The following is a 23891-nucleotide window of genomic DNA, read 5'->3' as shown; positions in this document are numbered from 1 at the left end:
AAATAACGACGCATACCGCTATCGGGGTCGACAATTTTTTGAGTAACTTTTGTATATTGATTTTTATGAGCTGTAGATTTTTTTTATTGATTTCTTTTTTTGCTTTAAGCAGTTATTCACTTTTTGCCCAGCGCAAGTTGAGTGATGGAAAAGAACTGATCAGCCCACTGACAAGGGAGTATGTTTATCCGGTACGTGTAGTATGGTCGGACGGTGATGTACAGCATGTAGATAGACTGTTGCAGCAAGGAAATGGCCAAGCAAATTTGACCAACGAGGGCATGGTACGGATGCGCAATACGGCTGGTAAAACCAGTAGCCTATTGTTGGACTTCGGGAAGGAGCTCCACGGCGCAGTGGAGTTTGTTACGGGGATGTGGGCTGGGGGCAATGTGCCCAGAAATATACGGGTACGCTTCGGCGAATCGGTAAGCGAAGCGATGTCGACCTTGGCGGAACATGGCGCCACAAACGACCATGCGATACGTGATTTTACCATGCAATTGCCTTGGCTCGGCAAAAATCAAACGGGCGAATCTGGCTTTCGGTTTGTGCGTATTGATCTTTTGGATGCCGAGGCTGAACTGCAACTGCGTGAGGTGCGAACGATATTTACCTATCGGGATATACCCTATTTGGGAAGCTTTAACAGCAGTGATGAACGCTTGAACGAGATTTGGGAAGTCGGTGCCTATACGGTACATCTTAACATGCAGGCGTATCTGTGGGACGGCATCAAGCGCGATCGCCTCGTTTGGGTAGGCGATTTACATCCGGAGGTAGCCACCATTAACGCTGTTTTTGGTTTTAATGAAGTTGTTCCCAAAAGTCTAGATTTGGCACGGGATGCAACGCCACTGCCGGGATGGATGTGCGGTATAAGCACCTATTCCATGTGGTGGATTGTGTTGCAACATGACTGGTACATGCACCACGGAGATAGAGATTACCTCAACGAGCAACATAGCTATCTGCGTGCATTGGTCAACCAGATCGTGGGAAAAGTGAAGCATGGAAAGGAGGCCATGGATGGTAATCGTTTCTTGGACTGGCCATCCAGCGAGGATAGTATTGCCGTGCATGCAGGACTGCAAGCGATGACGATTTATTCGCTGGAGAAAGCGGCTCTGTTGAGTGCTGTGTTGGGCGATAAAGAAACGCAAAAGCGCTGTGAGCAAACGGTAAAAGAAATGCGCAACTATGTGCCTGCACATCACGATTCAAAACAAGTAGCAGCTCTTTTCGCGGAGACGAACATAATGGACCCCGATGCTGCATACGAACTACTAGCGAAGGGGGGCGCAAAACATTTTTCCACTTTTTATGGTTATTACATGCTTCAAGCTATGGCCAAGGCGGGTAGATATGAAGAGGCTATGGAGATTATACGTGTGTATTGGGGCGGCATGCTGGATCTAGGTGCGACCAGCTTTTGGGAAGACTTTAATATCGATTGGCTGCCCAATGCCGGAAGGATAGATGAATTGCCTTCAGCAGGAAAGGTCGATGTTCACGCTACCTTTGGTGATTATTGCTATGTTGGTCATCGACACAGCTTTTGCCACGGATGGGCGTCGGGGCCAACAGCTTGGCTTGCCGAGCATGTGCTCGGGATCAAGGTAGTGGAAGCCGGAAGCAAGGTTTATCGGGTGAAACCGAATTTAGGAAACCTCAGTTTTGCTGAAGGCTCTTATCCCACGCCCTATGGTGTAATCTATGTCAAGCATAGCAAGGACAAGAATGGAAAAACAAAGTCGGAGATCAAGGCTCCCGCGGAGGTACGCATCATCCGTGACTAGCGTCTGTATCTTTAATGGTCGAGCATGGATTGTTGTTAGGGCAAAAATCGCCTAAAAACCGTTACTTTGCGCATATCTTAATGCGTATAAAGCTGTATGAATTATTTTGACGGGCTTGCGGCCTTATTGAATGAAGAGCAAAATCATGATCGTAATTTGCATGAGTCGTTGTTGCGAAAAAGTAATCTGCAAGAACGTAAAGCGCAAGGAGTAACTTGGTTTCCAATAGCGGTAGTAAATAGTGAGCTAGGACGAGGCGATTACTTAACCATCACCGTTAGAAAGACGAACAATTCCGAAGAGGGACATCGTTTTCGTTTTGGTATGCCGGTTGCTATTTTTTCAAATTATAATCCCGAAGAGGATCGGGTTCAAGGCATCATAGCCTACGTAGGAGGCGACAGTATGCGGATATCGTTTCGCTTGGACGAATTGCCCGATTGGAGCCGACGGGGTAAGCTTGGCGTGGATCTGCTTTTTGATGAAAATGCCTACCGGGAGATGCACGAAGCGCTTATTCGGGCAAAGGAATTACATGCTGATTTACGACAGGGCAAACATATCCGCCAACTGTTGGGCGAAGAGTCTTTCTATCCTGTAGAGGAAACAGCGGCACATTACCAAAACGAGCATTTAAATGCGAGCCAAAATAGGGCGATAGCACATGTTTTGGGATCCAGCCCGCTGAGCATCCTGCATGGCCCACCTGGTACAGGGAAAACAACGACACTCATCCATGCTGTTCAAGCGCTCTTAAAGCAGAACAATAAACAGATTCTATTGGTTGCGCCAAGCAACACGGCGGTGGATGTCTTGACGGAGCGACTTGACGATATGGGCATATCGGTGGTTCGCATCGGTAATCCTGTACGTGTTTCAGATCATCTGCAGTCGCTGACACTCGATGCCAAAGCAGAAAAACACCCCGCCAGAAAAGAAGTGAAAACGTTGGCAAAACAGGCCAACGCTTATCTCGATATGGCTCATAAATACAAACGCAATTTTGGCAAGCTGGAGCGCGAACAAAGGAAAGCCTTATTTGGCGAGGCGCGTAAGTTACGAACGGAAATCGACAAAATACAGGACTTTATCGTTGCTGATATTGTAGACAAAACTCAAGTGATCACGGCTACCTTGGTGGGCGCCAACCATCATACCATTCGTGATAGGAAGTATGCCATGCTGGTGATCGATGAAGCGGCGCAGGCGCTGGAGCCGGCTTGCTGGATACCCCTGTTAAAAGCTGAGAAGGTTCTTCTAGCGGGCGATCATTGTCAGTTGCCGCCCACGGTAAAGTCGGTAAAGAAGATGGGTGAAGGGTTATTTGTTACGCTATTTGAGAAACTGGTGGCCAGTCATCCGGACCGAGTATCCTTGCTCGATGTGCAATATCGGATGCACGAGAAAATTATGAAGTATCCTTCCTCGGCCTTGTATGCGGATAGGTTGGTAGCAGCAGCCTCGGTTTCCAGTAGAACGCTCGACGGCGACGATGCACCGATCTTATTTATCGATACGGCTGGAGCAGGATTTGAAGAAAACGAAGAAGATGGTGCGATCAGCAATGTGGAAGAGGCGTTGTTCCTCAAACGACACCTCTTGGAAACGTTCGCTCAGCTAAAGGATAGTTACAACAGCGATAACTTTCCAAGTGTGGGTATTATCGCTCCCTACAGAAAACAAACGCAGCTATTGAAAGAGATGGTGCAGCAAGATGAAGCTATCCATCCTTTTCTTCATGCCATACAAGTCAATACGATCGATAGCTTCCAAGGGCAAGAGAAAGATGTGATCTACATAAGCTTGACGCGATCAAATGCAGAACAGCAGATCGGTTTTTTGCAGGATGTGCGTCGAATGAATGTGGCTATGACCCGAGCCAAGAAAAAGTTGATTGTACTGGGCGATAGTGGTACCATTGGCGAGTATCCGTTTTATAAAGAATTTATTCGCTACGTGGAATCGATTGGTCATTACCATAGCGTTTGGGAATGGGGCCTTGATATGGAATAGTTAAGTTAAAACCTAAATCCATTGAGCATGACTACATGATGCCCAATCCGTCCCTGCGTTAAGCTTGTTTTATGTCTATTTATTTGTAATACAGATTTTTAAGTAAGCAGGACAGTACAGTACAGTTTTCAGGTAAAAATAAAATATTTTTGAGTATAGCTAACTAAAACATATTAGCAGAGTTGTTTTGCTATTTGCTTCATAACCTACGCATGCGAACGCATCGAAGAGAAGGACGTTTCTGAAGCAAATGATAGAGGAGAAGAACTTTTTACAATTGATCCAATGGATAATTATGAAGGGCTTACATCGGATATGTTGACATCTATTTTGTTCGGCGACAAAGAAATGCCTAGGCATATAAGCATGTTGTTGACTATCATTTGATGATAAGCGCACAGATTGCGTTGAGGTCAATGAACTTTGAGGAGATAAAACTAAAATGAAAACCTAAAAAAATAGCAGTATGGGAGAAACATAAGTTAACCTGAATACAAGGCAGAAATCGACAGTGCTGCAAACACTGCCGATTGGAGTTGCCTTCCGTAATCGCAATTTCTAACACAATTATTAAAGACAAACAAATGTATGCAATTAAAACGATTTTAAGGCTTCGGCAGTGTCGTGCCCTATGGTTTCTATTGTTAACGAGTACACTTTTTACGATTAGCGTACAAAACGTTTCCGGAAATCCGAGCAGTAGACTCGCCGGCAAACCAATATTAACCACTAACCATCCTATTACAAACACGAATAAATTTGCTAGCGTGCTATCGCTCGCTCAAGGGCAACTATCTGGCCGGGTAACAGATTCGCTCAATAGGCCCATATCCGGCGTTTCCATTCGTGTCGTTGGCGCAGCCCACGAGGCGCAGACCAACGACGATGGTCTCTACATTATTCAGGCGCAGCCTGGACAAACACTGGAATTTAGTGCCGTAGGCTATGTCAAACAAAGTGTGGTATTGGCCAATGTTTCCGTGTTGAATATGGTGTTAAAAACGGAGGATACGGCAATTGACGAGGTGGTGATTGTCGGTTTTGGTCAACAAAAGCGTCAGAATGTGGTTGGCGCGGTGACGACAGTTAATGTAAAAGAATTAAAGGGGCCCACCAGTAACCTGACGACGATGCTTGCCGGACGGATATCTGGTGTGATCTCCTACCAGCGCAGCGGTGAGCCCGGGCAGGACAACGCCCAGTTTTTTGTGCGTGGCTTGGGATCGTTTGGCGGTGGAAAGGTTGATCCACTCATCTTAATCGATGGTATAGAATCATCGGCGACAGATTTGGCTAGGTTGCAACCGGATGATATCGCCAGCTTCTCGGTACTGAAAGATGCTACTGCAGCAGCCGTGTATGGTGCGCGCGGAGCAAATGGTGTGATGCTCGTGAATACCAAACAAGGGGTTGACGAACGGACAAAATTCAACTTTCGTGCGGAGAACTCGGTTTCCAGCAACACCCGTAATTTTCAAATGGCCGATAATATCAGCTATATGCGCTTGGCCAACGAGGGGGCACTGACACGAAACCCGCTGGCCCCAGTGCCTTATGCGCTTTCTAAGATTGATTTTACGGAAAATGGTGGCGATCCGTATCTCTATCCGAATAACGATTGGATGAACCTCCTGATCCGCGACTACACGATGAACCAACGATTTAACACCAACATTACTGGTGGTGGAAAAGTAGCCAAGTATTATATTGCGGGAACCTATAATATTGATAACGGGGTGCTTAAAAACGATGGTATGAACGCTTTTGGTAACAACATCAAGTTGCAGAATTACTCCATCCGTGCAAACAATACCCTAAACTTAACCAAAACTACGGAAGCTATTGTTCGGGTTTATGGACAATTTGATGACTACAGTGGCCCTATAGGTGGAGGACAAGCAACGTTTAACTCCGTTCTGAAAGCTAATCCCGTGGCTTTTCCGGTCATGTATCCCGCAGAATATTCGCCCTACACGAGCCATATTATGTTCGGCAGTGAGCTTGTTCCGGGCAGCACCTCTACACTCTATACGAATCCGTATGCAAATATGGTATCCGGATATCAGCGCTACAGTTCCTCTTCCATTAATGCACAATTTCAGGTGCAGCAGGATTTTGGCTTTTTACTGCCCGGATTGTCGGCGAGAGCCATGGGCTATGTGCAACGCTATGCACGCTTTGCTTCGCAGCGCCGCTACGTACCTTTTTATTACCGGGCAAATGCGGTGGACGGCAACATAAACCTCACTGCGCTTAACGATGGCAGCGCCGGCTCGGTGGGCGAAACAGGGAGGGAGTATCTCAACTATACAGCTGGAGACAAAGACCAAACAAACACCTATTACACCGAGGTAGCTGCCAATTATGCACGCAATTTTCAGGAGAAACATGATGTAACGGCCATGCTGATTGGAATTGTACAAAATTCCATCGTCAGTTATTATAGATTGGGCGATGGTACCAACGAAAGCCTAGAGGCATCGTTGCCCCGCAGAAATATGGGGCTATCTGGACGCTTTTCTTATGTATATGATACCCGCTATCTTGTGGAATTTAACTTTGGACTTAATGGATCGGAACGCTTTGCGGCCAACAATCGCTGGGGATTCTTCCCTTCTTTGGGCGTGGCTTGGGCATTGTCCAACGAAAAGTTTTTTGAACCCATTAAGGAACATGTCACCAACTTGAAATTCCGTGCTTCCTACGGAATGGTAGGAAATGATGCCATTGGCGATGCTAATGCACGATTCTTCTACATGTCGGATGTCAATCTGAACAACGGCAGTTATGGCTCCAGTTTCGGAACCAATTGGGAGTATTCGCGGCCAGGTGTCTCCATTTCGCGCTATGCAAACGATCAAATTGGATGGGAAGAGTCGCGACAGGTTAACGTAGGTTTAGACCTCTCCATGTATGGTATCGACGTGATTATTGATGCTTATCAGCAAAAACGGAGCAATATCCTGATGACGCGAACCTACGTCCCGGGAACGATGGGACTGCAGGCCAGCATGGCGGCCAACGTGGGTAAGGCGGAATCGGAGGGGATTGATGTAGGAATAAACTACAACAAAGGATTTATGAATGGCATGTGGGCGCAGCTTCGTGGAAATTTTACCTATGCGCGAAACAAGGCTACAGTATACGATGAACCGGTGTATGCCGCCAACGAGTGGTACCGATCACGCGTGGGCTATCCTGTTACCCAGCAATGGGGATACATTGCCGAGCGCCTATTTGTAGATGATGACGAAGTAGCCAACTCTCCTACACAATTTTTTGGATCAGGCCGTGAAGCGGCCTACGGTGCCGGCGATATCAAATACCGTGATGTGAATGCTGATGGGGTAATCAATGAAGCGGATATGGTACCGATTGGCTTGCCTACATCGCCAGAGGTGATCTATGGATTGGGCGGTAGTTTTGGCTATAAGGGCTTTGATGTTAGTGCCTTTTTTCAAGGTTCTGCACAATCGTCGTTTTTCATAGAACCTTCCGCAATATCGCCTTTTGTCAATGACGGTGGACAGCAAAATGGATTGTTGCGTGTGATTGCCGACGATCATTGGTCGGAAGACAACAGAAACCTCTATGCCTTTTGGCCTCGCCTCAGTACCATACAGAACAATAGCAACAACCAACGATCCACTTGGTGGCTGCGTGATGGTGCTTTTCTACGCTTAAAGAACGTAGAGCTGGGCTATACGCTGACCGATAAAATATTGAATCGCCTGAAGTTGTCCAATTGTCGGATATATGTGAATGCCAGTAACCTATTCGTGATCAGCTCTTTTAAAACATGGGATCCGGAGATGGGTGGAAACGGTCTCGGTTACCCCGTGCAGCGTGTTTACAATATCGGTATAAACCTAGGACTCTAAGCTAAAGACCAATCGCATGAAAAAGAACATTAAACCTTATCAAAGTAGACGGCTGTACGCACTAGCCGCCGCTATATTCGTTTGTCTTGGCGTTTCTTGTACAAACAGTTTGGATATCGTTCCGGATAACGTGGCAACGATTGACCATGCTTTCGCGAATACCGTGGAGGCAGAAAAGTACCTTTTCACCTGCTACAGTTACTTGCCGAGGAGTGGTTCCACGCAAGGTAATGTTGGCCTCCTGGCCGGAGACGAACTGTGGATCCCGGATTATCGGCAATACTTTCAGGCTGCACCTTGGACCGTGATCGCTCGCGGATTGCAAAATTCCGGTGAGCCTGCCGCGAACTATTGGGACGGCATGCAGGAAGGCAAGGATCTATTTGAGGCGCTGCGCCATTGCAACATCTTTATCGAGAACGTCAGCAATACAGAAAAGGTACGCGACCTACAGGTCGATCGACGTGCTCGTTGGCTGGCAGAGGTTAAATTCCTCAAGGCTTACTATCACTTTTACCTGCTGCGCATGTATGGACCCATTCCTATTGTTGACGAGAATATTCCGATCTCCGCAGCACCCGAAGCTGTGCGCATCAAACGTCGTCCGGTGGACGAATGCGTTGACTATATTGTGGCGCTACTGGACGAATCATACAGTAGCCTACCGGCCATCATAAACAATAGAAACGATGAACTCGGTCGCATCACGCGTCCCATCAATCGTGCCGTGAAAGCAAAACTGTTGCTGATGGCCGCTAGCCCTTTGTTTAATGGAAATCCTGATTATGCTTCGTTTGCCAATACAGATGGTGAGCTACTTTTTCCGGCAGCTGCAAGTATGGAAAAATGGGAGCGGGCAGCAGATGCTGCTAAGGAGGCGATAGACGAGTCGGAAGCTGCTGGACATAAACTGTACTACTACCGCACGCCAGAGTTTGAGATGACGGATACCAGCATGATCCAAATGAGCATTCGGGGAGCCGTTACCGAACGTTGGAACGATGAGGTCGTTTGGGGACTCTCGAATAGCCGAGCCGGCACGCTGCAGCGCGCTGCGCAGCCCTTGCTGCATGCAGATATGGGCGTGAATTCCGCTTATGCTTCCCTTGCGCCAACCTTGAAGGTAGTGCAACAGTTTTACAGCGACCATGGTGTGCCTATCGAAGAAGATAAAACACGCGATTTTAGCCAAATCGATCAGTTGCGTATTGCAACATCGGCGGAACGCGTAAATTTTGAAGAACGCTACGAAACGGCGCGTTTGAACTACGATCGTGAAAACCGTTTCTACGCCAGTGTGGGCTTCGACGGGGGTAAGTGGCTCACGGCTGATTTGCCGACACGTCGAGATTATGAGGCTTATACGGTGAAAGCAAAGGTAGGGCAGATTAGTGCTGGAGCGACTTTCGGACTCTATTCGGAAACAGGCTACTACAGCAAAAAGCTAGTCAACTGGGAATCTCGCTTTGCCGCCAATGCATCCATCCGCGAATACCCTTGGCCCGAAATACGGCTAGCAGACGTATACTTGATGTATGCGGAAGCCTTAAATGAATTTGCTGGTCCAGTGGCAGAGGTGCACCAATACCTCGATCTTATTCGTGCCCGTGCAGGCTTAAAGGGGGTGCAGGAATCTTGGCAACAGTATTCCACAAACCCCGCAAAACCCACCACAAAAGAAGGTATGCGCGCCATCATTCGCCGTGAGCGGCTTATTGAGATGGCCTTCGAGGGAAGCCGTTTTTGGGATCTACGCCGATGGAAGGAAGCGGCGCGCGAGCTCAATGGCCCCATTCGCGGATGGGATATCAACCAAAAGGATGCTATTGCGTATTACCAAGTACGCACAATCTTTCAACAACGATTTATTGCGCCGCGCGATTACTTTTGGCCTATTCGTCTATCGGAAATGACGGTCAATGTAAACTTGGTACAGAATCCAGGATGGTAATAATTAAAAGATGAGATCATGAAGATATATAAAAGAATTTATGCGGTGACGACGGCAGTTTTACTACTATTTGTATGCACACAGTGTGAAGAACATAAGATCGGCCCGCTGGAAGGAAACGATAATCCACCAGGGGAGGTAACTAACGTTTCCGTAGAAAACCAAGCCGGGAAGGCTCGCGTTACGTATGTACTACCACGCGACCAAGACCTGCTGTATGTAAAGGCTGTCTATGAAATAAGACCAGGTGTAGTGCGGGAGATAAAATCTTCCTATTACGCGAACAGCATGGAGTTGGATGGTTTTGCCGATACGGAAGACCATGAGGTTAGGCTTTACGCGGTCAATCGGAGCGAAGTAGCGTCGGCTCCGGTGATGGTGACTGTGCGTCCTTTGGAAAATCCTATATGGGCCGTCTATCGCAGCTTGCGCATCCTTCCCGATTTCGCAGGCATACGCATCACGGCGCAGAATCCGGCGCAGGCCAGCATCGCGTTGGAGATTGTTCGAAAAGATTCCTTGGGTAGATGGGAGCCTTTTCTACCTTATGTGTACTCGTCGCAGCGTGATATTAGCCACACCACTCGGGGCTTGGACACCTTGGGGCAGGAGTTTGGTGTGACGGTACGCGATCGTTTCATGAACTATACGGATACCTTGTTTGATAAGATCAGTCCCTTGTATGAGGAGGCTTTAAGCAAATCCTTGTTCCGAGAGCTACGCTTGCCAGGAGACGCCAAAATACAGACGGTTACATCGGGGATTCCGGCTATATGGGACGGTGATAATAGCTCTTCGGGCAGTAACCGGATGCTTACGGATGTCGTTGATCCGAATCCACAGTGGATAAGCATTGACCTTGGTGTTTTGGCGAAATTAAGCCGAGTGAAAATATGGAACTATGCGGAATTTATGAGCAACGGTAATCATCAGTTTTACTACAGGGGGCAGCTCCGCTTTTTCGAGGTATGGGGATCGGCTAATCCAAGCTCGGATGGTAGTTGGGATAGCTGGACCAAGATGGGCACTTTTGAAAATGTAAAACCTTCCGGTCTGCCGTATGGCCAAACGTCGACCGAGGATTGGGATATAGCGGTTGCCGGATTTGACTACAATCTTGATCCCAGTGTACCTAAGGTGCGGTATTTACGCTTTAAAAGCATTCAAAACTGGATGGGAACAAGCTGGTTTGAAATTAAGGAGATCAACGTTTATGGTGATACACGTTAGTGAAACTTACTGTCGAACAGGTATTGTTAAATTTTAAGATGAACAAAAATGAAAAAACGATATAATAATTTTAAGAGGAGCTATGTGATACTGTCTTTTCTCTTGCTGCTAGGTGCTTGTGCAAAAATAGACGACTACAAGCAGTTCGTGGAGAACGGAGACATTTCCTACACGGGAAAGATCGATTCAGTAGTGGTGTTCTCCGGCGACGAGCGGGTGCTTGTTCAGGGCCTTTTTCGATCGGATCCGAAGGTCACCATGTGCCGTATCTATTGGAACAATATGCGTGATTCGATGGATGTGCCCGTCGTTAAAACCGGCGGAATAGATACGATGCGGCAACTCATCAGCCTGCCAGAAAACCTCTACAACTTCCGTATCCATACGTTCGATGCGTTAGGAAACCGGTCTGTTCCGGTTTATGCTACTGGGCAATCATACGGCGACGCCTACAAAGCCTCGTTGAACAATCGACTCATTATCTCGGCAATTGCCGACCAAAACGATAATGTAACAATCGTCTGGCGGGATATTGACAAGACTTTGGGCGCTGTATCCACACAGGTGGAGTATACCGACAAGAGCAATAGTATCAAACGAATCAATACGCCTGTCGGGGAAAGTAGGTCGGTATTGCCAAACTACAAACCGGAAACCACCTTTAGCTATCGTACCCTGTATATCCCAGATACCTTGTCTATAGATACTTTTGGTACACCATTGCAGGCACACGCTTATTCCTACAAGATTGATAAAAGCGATTGGCTGGCTACAGCAGATACCTACGAAGCAACCGGCCAGCTGCCCAATGGTGGTCCTCCGCATTTCGTGATCGATGACAATCCGAATACCTATTGGCATACCAGGCATTCTGCCGGCACCACGCCTTTTCCGCATTGGCTGGCCTTCGATATGAAAAAGCCTGTAAAAGTTGATATGGTGGAATTGACTTCACGACATGACTATCTAGGTGCCGATTTTAAGGATTTCTTGATCGAAGGACGTAACGCAGAAACGGAAGAATGGGTACCCTATGGTTCCTTTAATCTTGCCGATGTCGCTGGGCCACAACAGTTCTTGATTGCTAGCGCGCCCACCCTTCGGTATATCCGGATCTATCAGTTGAATGGTGGCGGGCCACCACATTCCCATTTAGCTGAATTCTCGGTTTACGGGACTAGCACGCCATAGTTTAGCTTGCAAGCTGATAGAGGTGTCGATGTTGTACAAGTGTATAGCATCGACACCTTAATTTTTTATTTTTGACCTTCGTTTTGTGTTTTTTGCAAAATTCTTTTCTTAGTTTTGTCGCATATCGTTTAACAAAAACAGATCTTGAAAGCTTTTTGCACGTATTTTTTGCTTATCGCATTGACATTGCAATCTTTTTACCGCAGTATAATGACTGTGGAATATCAGATGCACCTGCCGGCGTATTTGGCGAAATGTATAAACAAAAGCCGGCCCGAGTTGCATTGTAACGGACAATGTATCTTGATGAAAAAGATCAAAGAACAGGAGAAAAAGGACGCTAAAAAGAACATGCTCGTGTATGAAAGCAATGCGCTTTACCTGCACAAAGACTACATCAGGTTTTCCATGTGCTTGCCAAGCGAACCTCTTCAAACGGCTTTCTTCCCTGCCTACACTGTTGATTACAGCTTTGATCATAACCAATCCGTATTCCGCCCTCCAATTTCCCGTCTCGACGAACAGGTTTAACGTAATTTCTGGATACGAAGCAGGTCCATCGCTATAGCGCTGGGCTGATGCCCATATGTTCAGTATTCTACGCTTAACGCGCTTCGCTATTTTTTAATCGAACATCTTTATCCGATTAAGCTTGCCTACGCCAATTATGAGCATGGTGCAGACAAGGCTCAGGCTATTGCCTTTACGGATCGTGCTCGGTTAACGATAGCTCAATACGCAAAATTTTCCTATTCAAAAAAATTAACATCATTCATGAAACTATTGATGATTATGGCGGCTGCCCTATACGTGGTCGTCTCATCCTGCACGAAGGATAAAACAGATTATGAGGCCGAAATTGAAACGGTCGTTACCGAGCATCTTACTTTTAAGGAAGTGGCACGTTTTGAAAAAGATGGGTATACCATCCACATTGCCAGTTTAAATGGCACTTTCTATAAAGGTTACAATGAAGTTCACGTATCGGTGCAGCGCGGAGCTGTAGCGGTAGAGCCTGAGGAGATAACCTGCCTCCCCATTTTTACGGATGCCCAAGGCCAGCATACGACAGGGCCACATGGCTATCAATTGGTCCATCAAGCGGATAGCGGCTACCATACAAGTTATGTGGTCTTTACCCAAGAAAGTGGTACAGGCAACGAATGGCGATTGTACATGAGTTTCCGCACTAATGGTGTCACACATCAGCTCGATGAGGCCATTGCTGTTGTACCTCAACCTAATAAAAATTTGAATATGACCAGCTTCATAGGTAGCGACGGGGCGCATTACGTCATTGCATTGGTAGGCCCTCAAAAGCCTAACGTTGCGGAGAACGAGCTTGTTGCGGGTATCTATCGATATGATAAACCCAGCACGGCTACATCAGGTAATTTTCCCGAGCCCGAGCTGTTTTCTTATGCCGCTGTTGAAGGGTACACATTACAGCTAGATCCACGTATGCCCGAGCCGTCCATGGGCAATCATTCCTCGCCCAACAACAAAGATTTGACAGCGCGAAGTGATGGCTTGTACCAAGGCGTAGTGAATTATACGATGACGGGAAACTGGACCTTAAACTTTATCCTGTCGGATCCATTGGGGAAGATCGTAAAGGGGACCGTGGTACCCGATGATTTTACACCAGGGGTTCAAGGTGTGAAAAGTGAACTTTATCTCGATATTTTATTTTGATGAAGATGAAGATAACGGGAATTAGCTTGTTGCTGTTCGTTTCTTGGACATGTACACAAGCGCAGGTGCAGTCAGTCGACAAAGATAGCACCCGGCATATTGAGGAAGTTCGTGTAGAGGGAATGGCAAAGCGAAAAATGGAGACCGCCATGAAGATGTCGGTTTCCGTGGACGAGTTTTTGGCGTCGTCGGAAAATATAAGCTTTATCAAGCGTGGTGCTTATGCTTGGGAGCCCCTACTTAACAATATGGGAACGGAACGATCCAATCTGACGATCGATGGCATGCACATCTTCGGTGCCTGCACGGATAAGATGGATCCAATAACCTCTTACGTGGAGAGCAATAATCTCTCGACCATAGACATCAGCTCCGGACAATCGGGCAATATGCATGGGGCAACTGTAGCGGGTGGCATTGACCTAAAGCGTAAAAATACACCTTTCCAAACGCGTAAAATGTGGACAGGCGCTTATCAGACAGGTTTCGAAGCCAATAATAAGCAGTTTTTTAATTTGGGAAATGTGGCTTATGCGGATCAACGATTTGTTGCGGAAGGAAGCTTTTCTGTTCGCAAAGCTGGAAATTATGTGGATGGTAGCGGACAAGAGGTTCGGCATTCGCAGTACAACAAGTTCAACAGCTCAATCGGATTGGCTTATAAAACTAGCGATCTGTCTTCCTTGCGGGTAGATGCAATTTTCGATCGGGCGAAAGATGTGGGTTTTCCGGCATTGCCCATGGATCTTTGGCTTTCACGTGCGCTGATTACTTCGGCAACCTACAAACAATTGTTTGAGCAGGGACTGGTGAAAGCTTGGGAATCCAAGATCTATTACAATGCCATAGAGCATTACATGGACGATACAACGCGTCCGGAGAATTTGGTGCACATGGATATGCCCGGGTGGAGCACTACCTATGGTTTGCTCAGCAAGTTGACCTTAAGCCGTGGTCGCTATTCTTCCGAAATACAGCTTAATGCATACGATAACCTTTCGATCGCGGAAATGCGGATGTATCCGCAAGATCGCAGCAATCGGACGATGTTTGCTTACAGTTGGCCTTGGGTGACCACGCGTTACGGTGGCCTGTCGATGAATAACACCTGGGATATTACCGAGAAAAGCCAAATCCATCTGGGCGGATCGCTGGGACTGAACTACAACCATGCGAAGTACGTCGAGTTCAATTGGATATTTCATCCCGGGGCGCCACAGGAAAAAACAAGAATATTGCCGAGCGCATATGCACGCTATGAGTGTCAGCTTGCTGATTTTCAGCTTGCTGCCGGGGTGGGCTATGGACATCGTGCCCCATCGGTTTCCGAGGGTTATGGTTACTATATCTACAATAGCTTTGATCGCTACGACTACATCGGTAATCCCAATTTGTCCAATGAGGTTTCTTACGAAGCCAATGCGCGCATCCGCTACAAAAAGGACAAGTTTAACCTGGATCTGCAGGCCAACTACTTTCACATCGAGCATTACATCATCGGGCGGATATTGGGCATGGGAAGCCCGATGAACTATCAGTCGGTAGGCGTGAAAGGCTACACCTCGTTGGATTACGCACGCCTGTTCAATCTCGCCCTTAAAGGGAATTACCACATCTTGGAAAACTTGCATTGGACTGGGGTGCTTACCTATGCGCGTGCGCAGGATGATAATGGCGGAAATCTGCCCTTTATTAGACCGTTAAGCTACCAAACCTCGCTACACTACGGACAGGGGCGATTTGGAGCACAGACGTCGCTGAATGGCGATTTCGTACACGCGGATTACAGCCCAGAGTTTGGTGAAGATCAAACGCCAGCCTATAACATATGGAATGTGTCGTCGGATTATACTTTCCCAATAGGAAGATGCAAGGCTATGTTGCAGGTTGGGGCGGAAAATATTTTCGATGCCTACTACAGTACATATGCCGACTGGGGTAATATTCCCCGCATGGGGAGGAACCTATTCACGTCGCTCAAGCTATCTTTTTAACAGCGGAATAAGGGATTAAATTAAAATTTTGACAGAAATATTTACAGCATAAAAACGAAGAAAAATGAAAAATTTATTGAACTATTTAGGATTAACATTAGGTTTCTTAGCACTGATCTCGTGTAGCAAAAGTGATGTTCCCGTGGCCAACAGCCTTACGTTACACTTTAACAACACCTTTAAAGATGAAACTATCGTGTTGGGCGCAGCAAGTGCTACCGAGGCAACGGTTAATACCTCCGCAAAAGGACAGCAACACCATTTTTCGGAATTACGTTATGTTATCAGTAACATACGTTTGGTAAAAGCGGATGGCGTTGAATTTCCGTATCACGTTGCCGATCTCGATAGGGGCGCTGCGGTGATCGACCAATCTAAACAAGCGACGTTGGACTTCGTCTTGCGTGATATCCCAGCGGGGGAATACAAGCAGATCAAATTTGGATTAGGTGTATCTCAGGCGCTGAATACCTTGGATCAGGTACGCTTCCCCTCGTTTTATGGAATTGCAGGAGCAAATGATACACAGATGCACTGGGAGTGGGGAACAGGCTACCGTTTTACTAAAATAGAAGGGTTTTACGGGGCAGATAACAAAACCTTATCTATTCATACGGGGAGCACAGTAGAGGGAACGAAAGACGATCCGGCAAGCTATGTGCAAGGGGTGGATGCTTACCGAGATGTTATTTTAGACCTCTCCACACATGCCATCGTTGGGCAAAGTGCACCACGAATCAGTATCAAAGCTGACTTCGATAAACTGTTGAGCGGTAAAATAAATACCATAACCTTAGGCGACGGTAATGCTACACCCAGTGTGCATACGGCAGCAAATATGGTACTTTACGTTGATAACTTGGGCGGAAACGGTACAAATGACCTGACCGGCATGTTTTCTGTTTCGGCCGTAACAAATTAAGAGTAGGGATGATCTACCGCCGGAATTAACGGCGGTAGATCAGCTCAAACTATTTACATAAGTTTTTCGTTTTGAAAAAAGTTATTTTCGTGCTTGCGCTACTGCTTATCGTACTATCCTGTAGCAAAGAAGAGCCCTTTGTTCTCGATAATCCTGTCCTGCAGTTGGATATTCCTGAAGGATTTCCCGTCTTAAATACAGCCGTATCGCAAAATTTGCCGACAAAGTATGGCGTTGAACTTGGTGAGCGTCTTTTTCATGAACCCAAATTTAGTAGAGATAACAGCATTTCCTGTGCAAGCTGCCATAAGCCTGCACATGCTTTTGCTGATGCCAATTCCCAAGCCTTGGGTATTCAAGGAAGGGTAGGGCTTCGCAATACACCTCCCGTACAAAATATGGCCTTTATGAAATTTTACAACTGGGATGGCAATATGCTGCAATTGGAGAAGCAGGTGTTAGTGCCTATCATCACGCATGAAGAAATGAATTCTTCTATTGTGGAGGTTATCGGCAAACTAAGTGCAGAAGACGGTTACCGTTCTTTATTTAAAAAGGCTTTTGGCGACGAAAATATTACGGCGGATCGAATTTACCAAAGCATTGCCCAGTATGAGTATACCTTGATTTCGGCGAACAGCAAGTACGACAAGGTGATGCGGCAAGAGGGCGAAGCATTCACTGAAATAGAGGCTAGAGGATTTGAACTGTTTCAACAGAAATGTGCGAGCTGCCATAGCGCTGCACTATTCACCGATCAATCGTTCCGTAACATAGGGTTTCCCGTAAATCCGAGCACGGAAGAAGCTGGAAGGGCCCGTGTTACGGGCCGTGCTGATGATTATCTAAAATTTCGTGTGCCTTCTTTACGTAATGTTGCTTTTACAGCGCCCTATGGTAGCTTCGGACAGTTCGCTACCTTAAAAGCTGTACTGGATTATTTTGATCAAGGCGTTGTCGCGGCCGATAACTTAGATCCTATATTGAAAGAAAACGGTAATCGAATTCCCTTGACGGAGCAGGAGAAAAGCGACTTAATTACTTTTCTAGAAACCCTGAGCGATCACGATTTTACTAAACAATAGGCGGCAGAACAGTTTATTACAAAAGTGTAATTGTGGAAGAAGCTATGGGCACTTTAAACCAAAATGTAGCTCCTTTTCCTTGTTCGCTATCGAGGCCAATTTGCCCGCCATGTAGCTTAATAATCTCGCTGCAAATATAGAGGCCGATGCCAAAGCCACTGATCAGTTCGGTTTGCTCGTTTTCCACGCGGAAAAAACGGGTAAATATTTTTTGTTTGTTATCCGCGGATATCCCGGGACCCTGATCGGTCACGCGAACTAAAAATACTTCTTCATGAACCGTGGCTTCTATTTTAATTTCAGACCCTATCGGTGCATACTTGATGGCATTGTTGATGAAATTGACAATCACCTGTTCGATCTTATCTTGGTCGGCAGTCAGCATATGTTGGGTGTCGATTTGAAAGATCATGCGATGGCTATCTGTGGTCACCATATAGGTCTGCCTGATCTGCTCGAGTAATTCCTGTGTGTCAAACGACACTAATTTCAATCCCAATTTGCCCTCACCAATACGTGCCACGTCCAAGAAACCTTCGATCAGGTTGCGCATGCGTACGTTTTGCCGTGAAGCATTGGCAAGCAACGAGGAGAAAAGTTTATCCTCCAAGTTTTTGCTTTTGTTTTCTAGAATTTGGATATAACCCGAAAGGGATGTGAGGGGCGATTTCAGCTCATGGGAAACAATGCCTAAGAAGTCCATCTTACGCTTTTCTTCCAGTTTCTGCAAGGTAATATCGAGCAGGATACCGTAAACCATTTTTGTTCCAGTTTCGCTATCAAAAGTGCTCTGCCCAATGGATCGTAGCCATATTTTATTAGTATTGGTGGTGGATTCCAACTCAAATTCGACATCGAACAGCTCCTGATCGGAGATAATGCTCAATAGTGATGTCTCCTGTCTTTCGCCCTGTATATGTACCTGTCTACGGAAGATGCGCTCGGTCCAAATATCCTTATTTCCATCCAGCTGTAGCAATTCGCGTAGATGTTTGTTTGTCGTGACGACTTTACTCTGCAGATCGAAAGAATAGGTGCCTATTTTTCCGGCATCGACAATCATGCGTTGCTCGATTTCCTTTTGCGCAATAGAGCGGTTGATCACATCGATCTGCTGCTGCGAGACGATCTTCTCCGTAATGTCAACCACTGTTCCCGCAAAGCGAACAGGATCACCCACTTCAGAGAAGTATACCTGACCCTGCAGCTGCACCCATTTAGAGTTTCCCTCTTCATTGGGCGTCGTTCTAAATTGCGTGTTGAATAGACCCTCGGATGATGGTTTTTTGGACATGCTAACGGCCATCTCCACAGCTGGTAGATCTTCATCATGGATATGGTTCCAACGTTGTCCATATGGAACAGGTTTTTCAGGGTCTAGGCCAAATATCTCTTTCGCTCGAGCATCCCAATTGAGGGTTTCATCGATAAAGTTGACATCCCAAACGCCCATTTGTGACGATCGGATAGCAACTTCCAGTCGCTCTTCGCTAACCAGCAATTTATTGTAGGTTGTCGTTAATTCTGTATTTACTTGTTCTGTCAATGATTTACTACGTTGCAGCTCCTCATTAATGGCGAGCAGCTCTTCGTTGGTGGCGGCAAGCTCTTCCATCGTGACGGCAAGTTCTTCGTTGCTTTCTTGGAGGTTCTTTTCTCTGTCTAGCAGTTCCTGCCGGAGCTGCATGTCTTCGCTTACATCGGCAATAGTTCCAATAAAACGTGCGGCGAGCCCTTTTTTGTCGTAATAAACCTCTCCGATAAGCTGCACCCAGATTTTGGGAAACTCTTCTGCTTGTTCGAGCAGAAAGGTTGTAGAGAGGTGGCTGTTCAGATTTTTTCGATGGAAGGTCTGTCTGATTTCCTGCTGTACGCGCGCTCGATCCTGTAGGTGTATACGTTCAATGAAATCTTCTTTGTAAAAAATGGGTTTTTCCTCATCGAGCTGCAGCACTTGGCGGCAACGCTTATCGCCGGTCAACCGTTCTCGGGCAAGATCGAAATCGAACACCCCAAAACCAGCTGCTTTTTTGGCCAGCCGGGCTTGTTCCAAAGCAAGGTCTACCTTTTCTTTCTCCAACTTCTGATCGGTTACCTCGTTTGCTACGATAAGGATGGCAACTACTTGATTCGCTTGATTTTTTATGGGTTGAAAAACGAAGTTGTAAAAGGACTTGAATGCTTCGTGGTCCCTGTTGGTATTGATTTTCTTGTCGAGTACTGTTTTGCTCTTTCCTGTATGCCGCACGCGGTTGATCATTTCCTCGAAAAATTTTTGCCAAATTGGCGACAGAAAAGATGATAGGTGTCCATTTGTCGAAAAATCATCCACTTGCCACAAATCCTTGAACAAGTGGTTTCCGGTTTGGATGGCTTCCGTAAGTACATCGTACACGCCAATAGCTAAGGGCATTTGCTCCAGCAAATAGGTCGCCCGATTTTCGGTAGCAGAAAGCTTATCGTGGATTTCTTGGAGTTGATGGTAGGAAAGACTTAGATCCTGTAAGGTGTCTTGCAACTTTTCATTAATAGCTTGATATTCCTCGGCATAGGCCTGAATTTCTTCATTGGAAGCTGCCAAATCCTCGTTGAGGGACTTCTGTATACGTTCTTTTTCGGCCAATTTATCCCATGCAGCCATTCTTTCCGATACTTCACGTGCTGTATGTAAGATCGCATAGGTCTCACCATTCTTTTGGAGCGCTTTGTAAGTGAAGTCAAAATAAAAACGCGTCAATACACCATTTACCTTGACATCCGCTGCCGTATTTTCTGCCATATAGGTTTCTCCACTCCTCCATACGTTCTTCAAGATGTCGTCAAAGCCCTGCTCCCGGAATTCTGGGAAAACATCGCCAAAATTAGATCCGATAATGTCGGCCTCTTTATCCCATATCTCCAACATCTTAAGATTGACATAGGCAATTCTTATCGAACTGTTGTTATAAATAGCCGTTGCTTCTGGACTATGGTTTAAGGCTAGGAAGATGTCCTTCTGTGTATGTGGCATCTACAAATATACGGTAATAATGGCATGTTACGGCAAGGGGGACGCTAGGATTGGAGTGATTTTTATCACCTTTTTGGCACTAATTAATATTTTTTTGAATTTACAAAAATAGGATGGGCTGTAGTGTGTTGGCTTTTATTATTTTTTAACATCGTAAAATCTATTTAGGCCGGTTTGCGTTTATTACTAAATGCACGCTATGGATGGAGGAACTAAACGTACGTTTGTGATGGGCGATATTCACGGTGCCTTTGCAGCTTTGCAGGAATGTCTGCAGCTATCGGGTTTCGATTATGAAGTGGATACATTGATCCAATTGGGGGACGTGCTGGACGGTAAAGATCAAGCATTCGAATGTGTGGAGGAGCTGTTGAAAATTAAGAACCTGATTGCTATCAAAGGCAACCATGACGTCTGGTTCATGGAGTTTCTTGAAACGGGCAGGCATCCTCGTCACTGGAGGCATGGCGCTGTGGGAACAATTATTTCCTATCTTCGACATGTTCAACCTCCCGATATTTATTTTCCAAAAGGAGATGGCTTTGAAACGACGCTTGCGCCCCATCGCATACCAGCACATCATCATCAATTCTTTCAAGAGCAACGGCTTTATTATATAGACGATCAAAAGCGCCTATTTGTGCATGCTGGATTTGATACAAGAACCTATTTCCACGGGCAGGATGAAGAAAACTACTACTTTGACCGATCATTGTGGATGGATGCAATGAATGGGATTGATCCAGATGTTTACGCTCCATGGGGAAACCAAAAAACATCGTTTGCAGAAATCTATATTGGGCACACACAGACGATCAACTGGAATTCGGATCAACCCATGACCGTGTTTAATATCACCAATATGGATACGGGTGCTGGAGGAAAGGGACGACTCAGCATCATGGATATCGACTCCAAAGAGTATTGGCAATCCACACTTATACCTGAACTTTACAGTCAAAGCATGCTTCGTGGTTAGTATTTATCTTGACCTTTGGAGTAATACTTTTTTACAGTGTATAATTTTCGGTTGTTTAATGGGCTTGAGGGATTCATTTTAAGTATACGGCTTGTGTAGTATCCGGTTGCAAACAACAATTGGTCTGAGATTTGCTCTATCAAGAAAGAAGTAAAAACTGTTTCATCCGCAAAAAAGCTGGTCAATAGTTATACGTTTTTTGGAGATGATGTCATGTAATTAAGGGGAGAAAACACGATGAATGTTCGCGATAGAAGCAAGGTGATGATATGTGATGATGATCACGGTATCCTAAATATGTTGGAATTAATTGTTGAAAGTGCGGGCGCTCAGGTTGACAAAGAACCTGATAGCGCAAAATTAATATCACGTTTAGAAATCAACCAACCCGCTTTATTGATCATCGACCTTTGGATGCCCAATATGGCGGGCGATGTTATCGTTCGTCAACTACGGGCTGATATCAAGTTCGACGATGTTTTTATTCTTTGTATATCGGCAAGCCTAAATGGAAAGTCTGTGGCCATGAATGCTGGGGCGGATAAGTTTTTGGCAAAACCTTTTGATATAGCGGACTTGCTTTCTGTCGTTAATAAGGTGATTTCCTAGAAAGCGAATAGATCTCACGTTGCTTTTATAATTATTTTTGTCCCAAATTAACAAGCTCATCCTATGAATTGTTAATTTGGGACATCGTATATAAAAACGAGTTTTTAAAGGTATTACCAGCCTCCGCCAAGGGAGCGATAGAGGTCTACCGTTGCTGCGAGTTCTGACTGGCGTATCTGTACCAGTTCAAGCTCACTCTGCAGCGCACTGCTTTGGGCAGCCACCACATCGAGATAGGTCGCTGAACCTGTCTCAAAAAGTAAATCAGCATTTTGTATCGCACTTTTAAGGCGGGCTGTCTTTTCTAAAACGATGTTTTCGCGCTCCGCAAGACGATGAATGGAGACCAAAGCGTCCGACACTTCTCCTGTGGCATTTAGGACTGCTTGTCTAAACAGGATCACACTTTTTTCGTATTCCACTTGCGCCAATTCGTATTGCGTGCGCAACTGTCTTTTCTGAAGGATAGGTTGGGTCAGGCCGCCGGTCAGCGATCCGAAGAGCGAAGCTGGGATATTGAACCAGTTGCTGGCAGTAAGTGCATTGACTCCGGCTTGGGCGCTAATAACCAGCGAGGGATACATTTGTGCTCGGGCAGCATGCGCAGAGGCTTCTGAGGCCACAATTGCCAATTCTCGTTGTTTAATGTCTGGTCTCTGGCTTAACAGCTGTGCCGGAACCCCCACACCGATCAGGCTGGGGAGTTCTACGTCCTGTAGTTTTTTCTGGATGCGGATTTCCGCGGGTAGCTCCCCGCTCAGGATGCGTAGCGCGTTTTCCTGTAGTGCAACCTGCTGCTGAAAGTCTGGGATTAGCGCTGCAGCGGCCAATTTTTGGGCGGCGATCTGTTCTACAGCAAGCAGACTGATGTCGCCAACTTCATATTGGTATTGGGCTAGCGCAAGACTGTTCTCACTCAAGCGCAGACTTTGTTCCGCGATTTCTTTGGCGCTGTACAACATCAACAACCTATAGTAACCTTTCGCTACTTGATTGATCAGCTGTGTTTGGATGGCAGCTTTGGCTTCCGTAGTTTGCAGGTAGGAGGCAAAAGCCGCTGCTTTTTGGCTTTTGATCTTTCCCCAAATATCGGCTTCCCAAGATACAGCAAGTGCTGCATTGTAATCTTCAATATGGTTTTGTCCTAAAAACTGCGATAAGCTAACGCCATTTAAACTGTTGTTAGATGGATTGGTCGTGTTTGCTTGGATTTGCAGTTGCAAGCTAGGGAGCAGAGCGGCCTTGGCACGCTTTACCTCCAATGTTGCAGATTCGATATTCTTCAGGGCGATCTGCATATCTACGTTTTTGAGAAGTGCGGTATCGATCAATGCCTGTAAGAAGGGATCTGTAAAGAAGTCGCGCCATTGTATATGCGCGATGCTGCTATCGTTGCTCCATGTTTGTTCTGTACGGTAGTTGTCGGGAAGCGCCGGTATGACGTCCTGTTTGATTTTTTGCGCTTGGCAGGCCCAAAGTAAAGTGGACGCGCCAAGCGAAAATAGAAAATTGCGTTTTATGCTCATGATACT

General features: G+C 46.2%; 15 protein-coding genes. 13 read left to right on the top strand and 2 right to left on the bottom strand.

The window, feature by feature from the left end; all coding sequences use genetic code 11:
• Positions 1–65 precede the first annotated feature (65 nt).
• From SCB77_RS03715 to SCB77_RS03665, 11 genes are all read left to right on the top strand, one after another.
• On the top strand, positions 66–1799 hold the full coding sequence (locus SCB77_RS03715; protein WP_320185081.1) for an alpha-L-rhamnosidase-related protein: 1734 nt from the start codon (positions 66–68) through the stop codon (positions 1797–1799).
• Between the two features lie 96 nt (positions 1800–1895).
• On the top strand, positions 1896–3812 hold the full coding sequence (locus tag SCB77_RS03710) for an AAA domain-containing protein (RefSeq protein WP_320185080.1): 1917 nt from the start codon (positions 1896–1898) through the stop codon (positions 3810–3812).
• Positions 3813–4396: 584 nt separating this feature from the next.
• Positions 4397–7693 carry a SusC/RagA family TonB-linked outer membrane protein gene (locus SCB77_RS03705; RefSeq protein ID WP_320185079.1) on the top strand — a complete coding sequence of 1099 codons (3297 nt, stop codon included), beginning with the start codon at positions 4397–4399 and terminating at the stop codon, positions 7691–7693.
• 16 nt (positions 7694–7709) lie between these two features.
• Positions 7710–9644 (top strand): RagB/SusD family nutrient uptake outer membrane protein, encoded by a 1935-nt coding sequence (locus tag SCB77_RS03700; protein WP_320185078.1) that lies wholly within the window; start codon positions 7710–7712, stop codon positions 9642–9644.
• An 18-nt stretch (positions 9645–9662) separates the two neighbouring features.
• Entirely contained in the window at positions 9663–10874 is a 1212-nt protein-coding gene (locus SCB77_RS03695; RefSeq protein WP_320185077.1) for a DUF5000 domain-containing lipoprotein, read from the top strand.
• A gap of 48 nt (positions 10875–10922) precedes the next feature.
• Positions 10923–12065 (top strand): DUF4998 domain-containing protein, encoded by a 1143-nt coding sequence (locus tag SCB77_RS03690; protein ID WP_320185076.1) that lies wholly within the window; start codon positions 10923–10925, stop codon positions 12063–12065.
• Positions 12066–12371: 306 nt separating this feature from the next.
• Positions 12372–12596, top strand: coding sequence for a hypothetical protein (locus tag SCB77_RS03685; RefSeq protein WP_320185075.1), 225 nt, complete (start codon positions 12372–12374; stop codon positions 12594–12596).
• A 243-nt stretch (positions 12597–12839) separates the two neighbouring features.
• The gene (locus tag SCB77_RS03680) at positions 12840–13760 is read left to right on the top strand and encodes a hypothetical protein (RefSeq protein ID WP_320185074.1); all 921 of its coding nucleotides are present in this window, start codon (positions 12840–12842) and stop codon (positions 13758–13760) included.
• Complete coding sequence (locus SCB77_RS03675) at positions 13760–15754, top strand: TonB-dependent receptor plug domain-containing protein (protein ID WP_320185073.1); 1995 nt, start codon at positions 13760–13762, stop codon at positions 15752–15754. Before SCB77_RS03680 ends, SCB77_RS03675 begins: the two co-directional genes overlap by 1 nt.
• Before the next feature lie 64 nt (positions 15755–15818).
• Complete coding sequence (locus tag SCB77_RS03670; protein ID WP_320185072.1) at positions 15819–16676, top strand: MbnP family protein; 858 nt, start codon at positions 15819–15821, stop codon at positions 16674–16676.
• A 71-nt stretch (positions 16677–16747) separates the two neighbouring features.
• Positions 16748–17761: a cytochrome-c peroxidase gene (locus tag SCB77_RS03665; RefSeq protein WP_320185071.1), complete on the top strand. Its 1014-nt coding sequence runs from the start codon at positions 16748–16750 to the stop codon at positions 17759–17761.
• A 16-nt stretch (positions 17762–17777) separates the two neighbouring features.
• On the opposite strand, the gene SCB77_RS03660 is transcribed toward SCB77_RS03665, so the two are convergent.
• Positions 17778–20771 carry an ATP-binding protein gene (locus SCB77_RS03660; RefSeq protein WP_320185070.1) on the bottom strand — a complete coding sequence of 998 codons (2994 nt, stop codon included), beginning with the start codon at positions 20769–20771 and terminating at the stop codon, positions 17778–17780.
• A gap of 199 nt (positions 20772–20970) precedes the next feature.
• Between SCB77_RS03660 and SCB77_RS03655 the strand changes: the two genes are divergently transcribed.
• Both SCB77_RS03655 and SCB77_RS03650 read left to right on the top strand, forming a co-directional pair.
• Positions 20971–21750: a metallophosphoesterase gene (locus SCB77_RS03655; RefSeq protein ID WP_320185069.1), complete on the top strand. Its 780-nt coding sequence runs from the start codon at positions 20971–20973 to the stop codon at positions 21748–21750.
• A 237-nt stretch (positions 21751–21987) separates the two neighbouring features.
• Positions 21988–22359, top strand: coding sequence for a response regulator (locus tag SCB77_RS03650; protein WP_320185068.1), 372 nt, complete (start codon positions 21988–21990; stop codon positions 22357–22359).
• Between the two features lie 113 nt (positions 22360–22472).
• On the opposite strand, the gene SCB77_RS03645 is transcribed toward SCB77_RS03650, so the two are convergent.
• Positions 22473–23885, bottom strand: a complete 1413-nt coding sequence (locus SCB77_RS03645) for an efflux transporter outer membrane subunit (protein ID WP_320185067.1) — start codon at positions 23883–23885, stop codon at positions 22473–22475.
• Positions 23886–23891: the final 6 nt, after the last annotated feature.

This window comes from Sphingobacterium bambusae (assembly GCF_033955345.1).
GTDB classification, from domain to species: domain Bacteria; phylum Bacteroidota; class Bacteroidia; order Sphingobacteriales; family Sphingobacteriaceae; genus Sphingobacterium; species Sphingobacterium bambusae.
The sequence above is the reverse complement of the archived record's forward strand: the minus strand, read 5'-3'. Positions and strand labels throughout refer to the sequence as shown.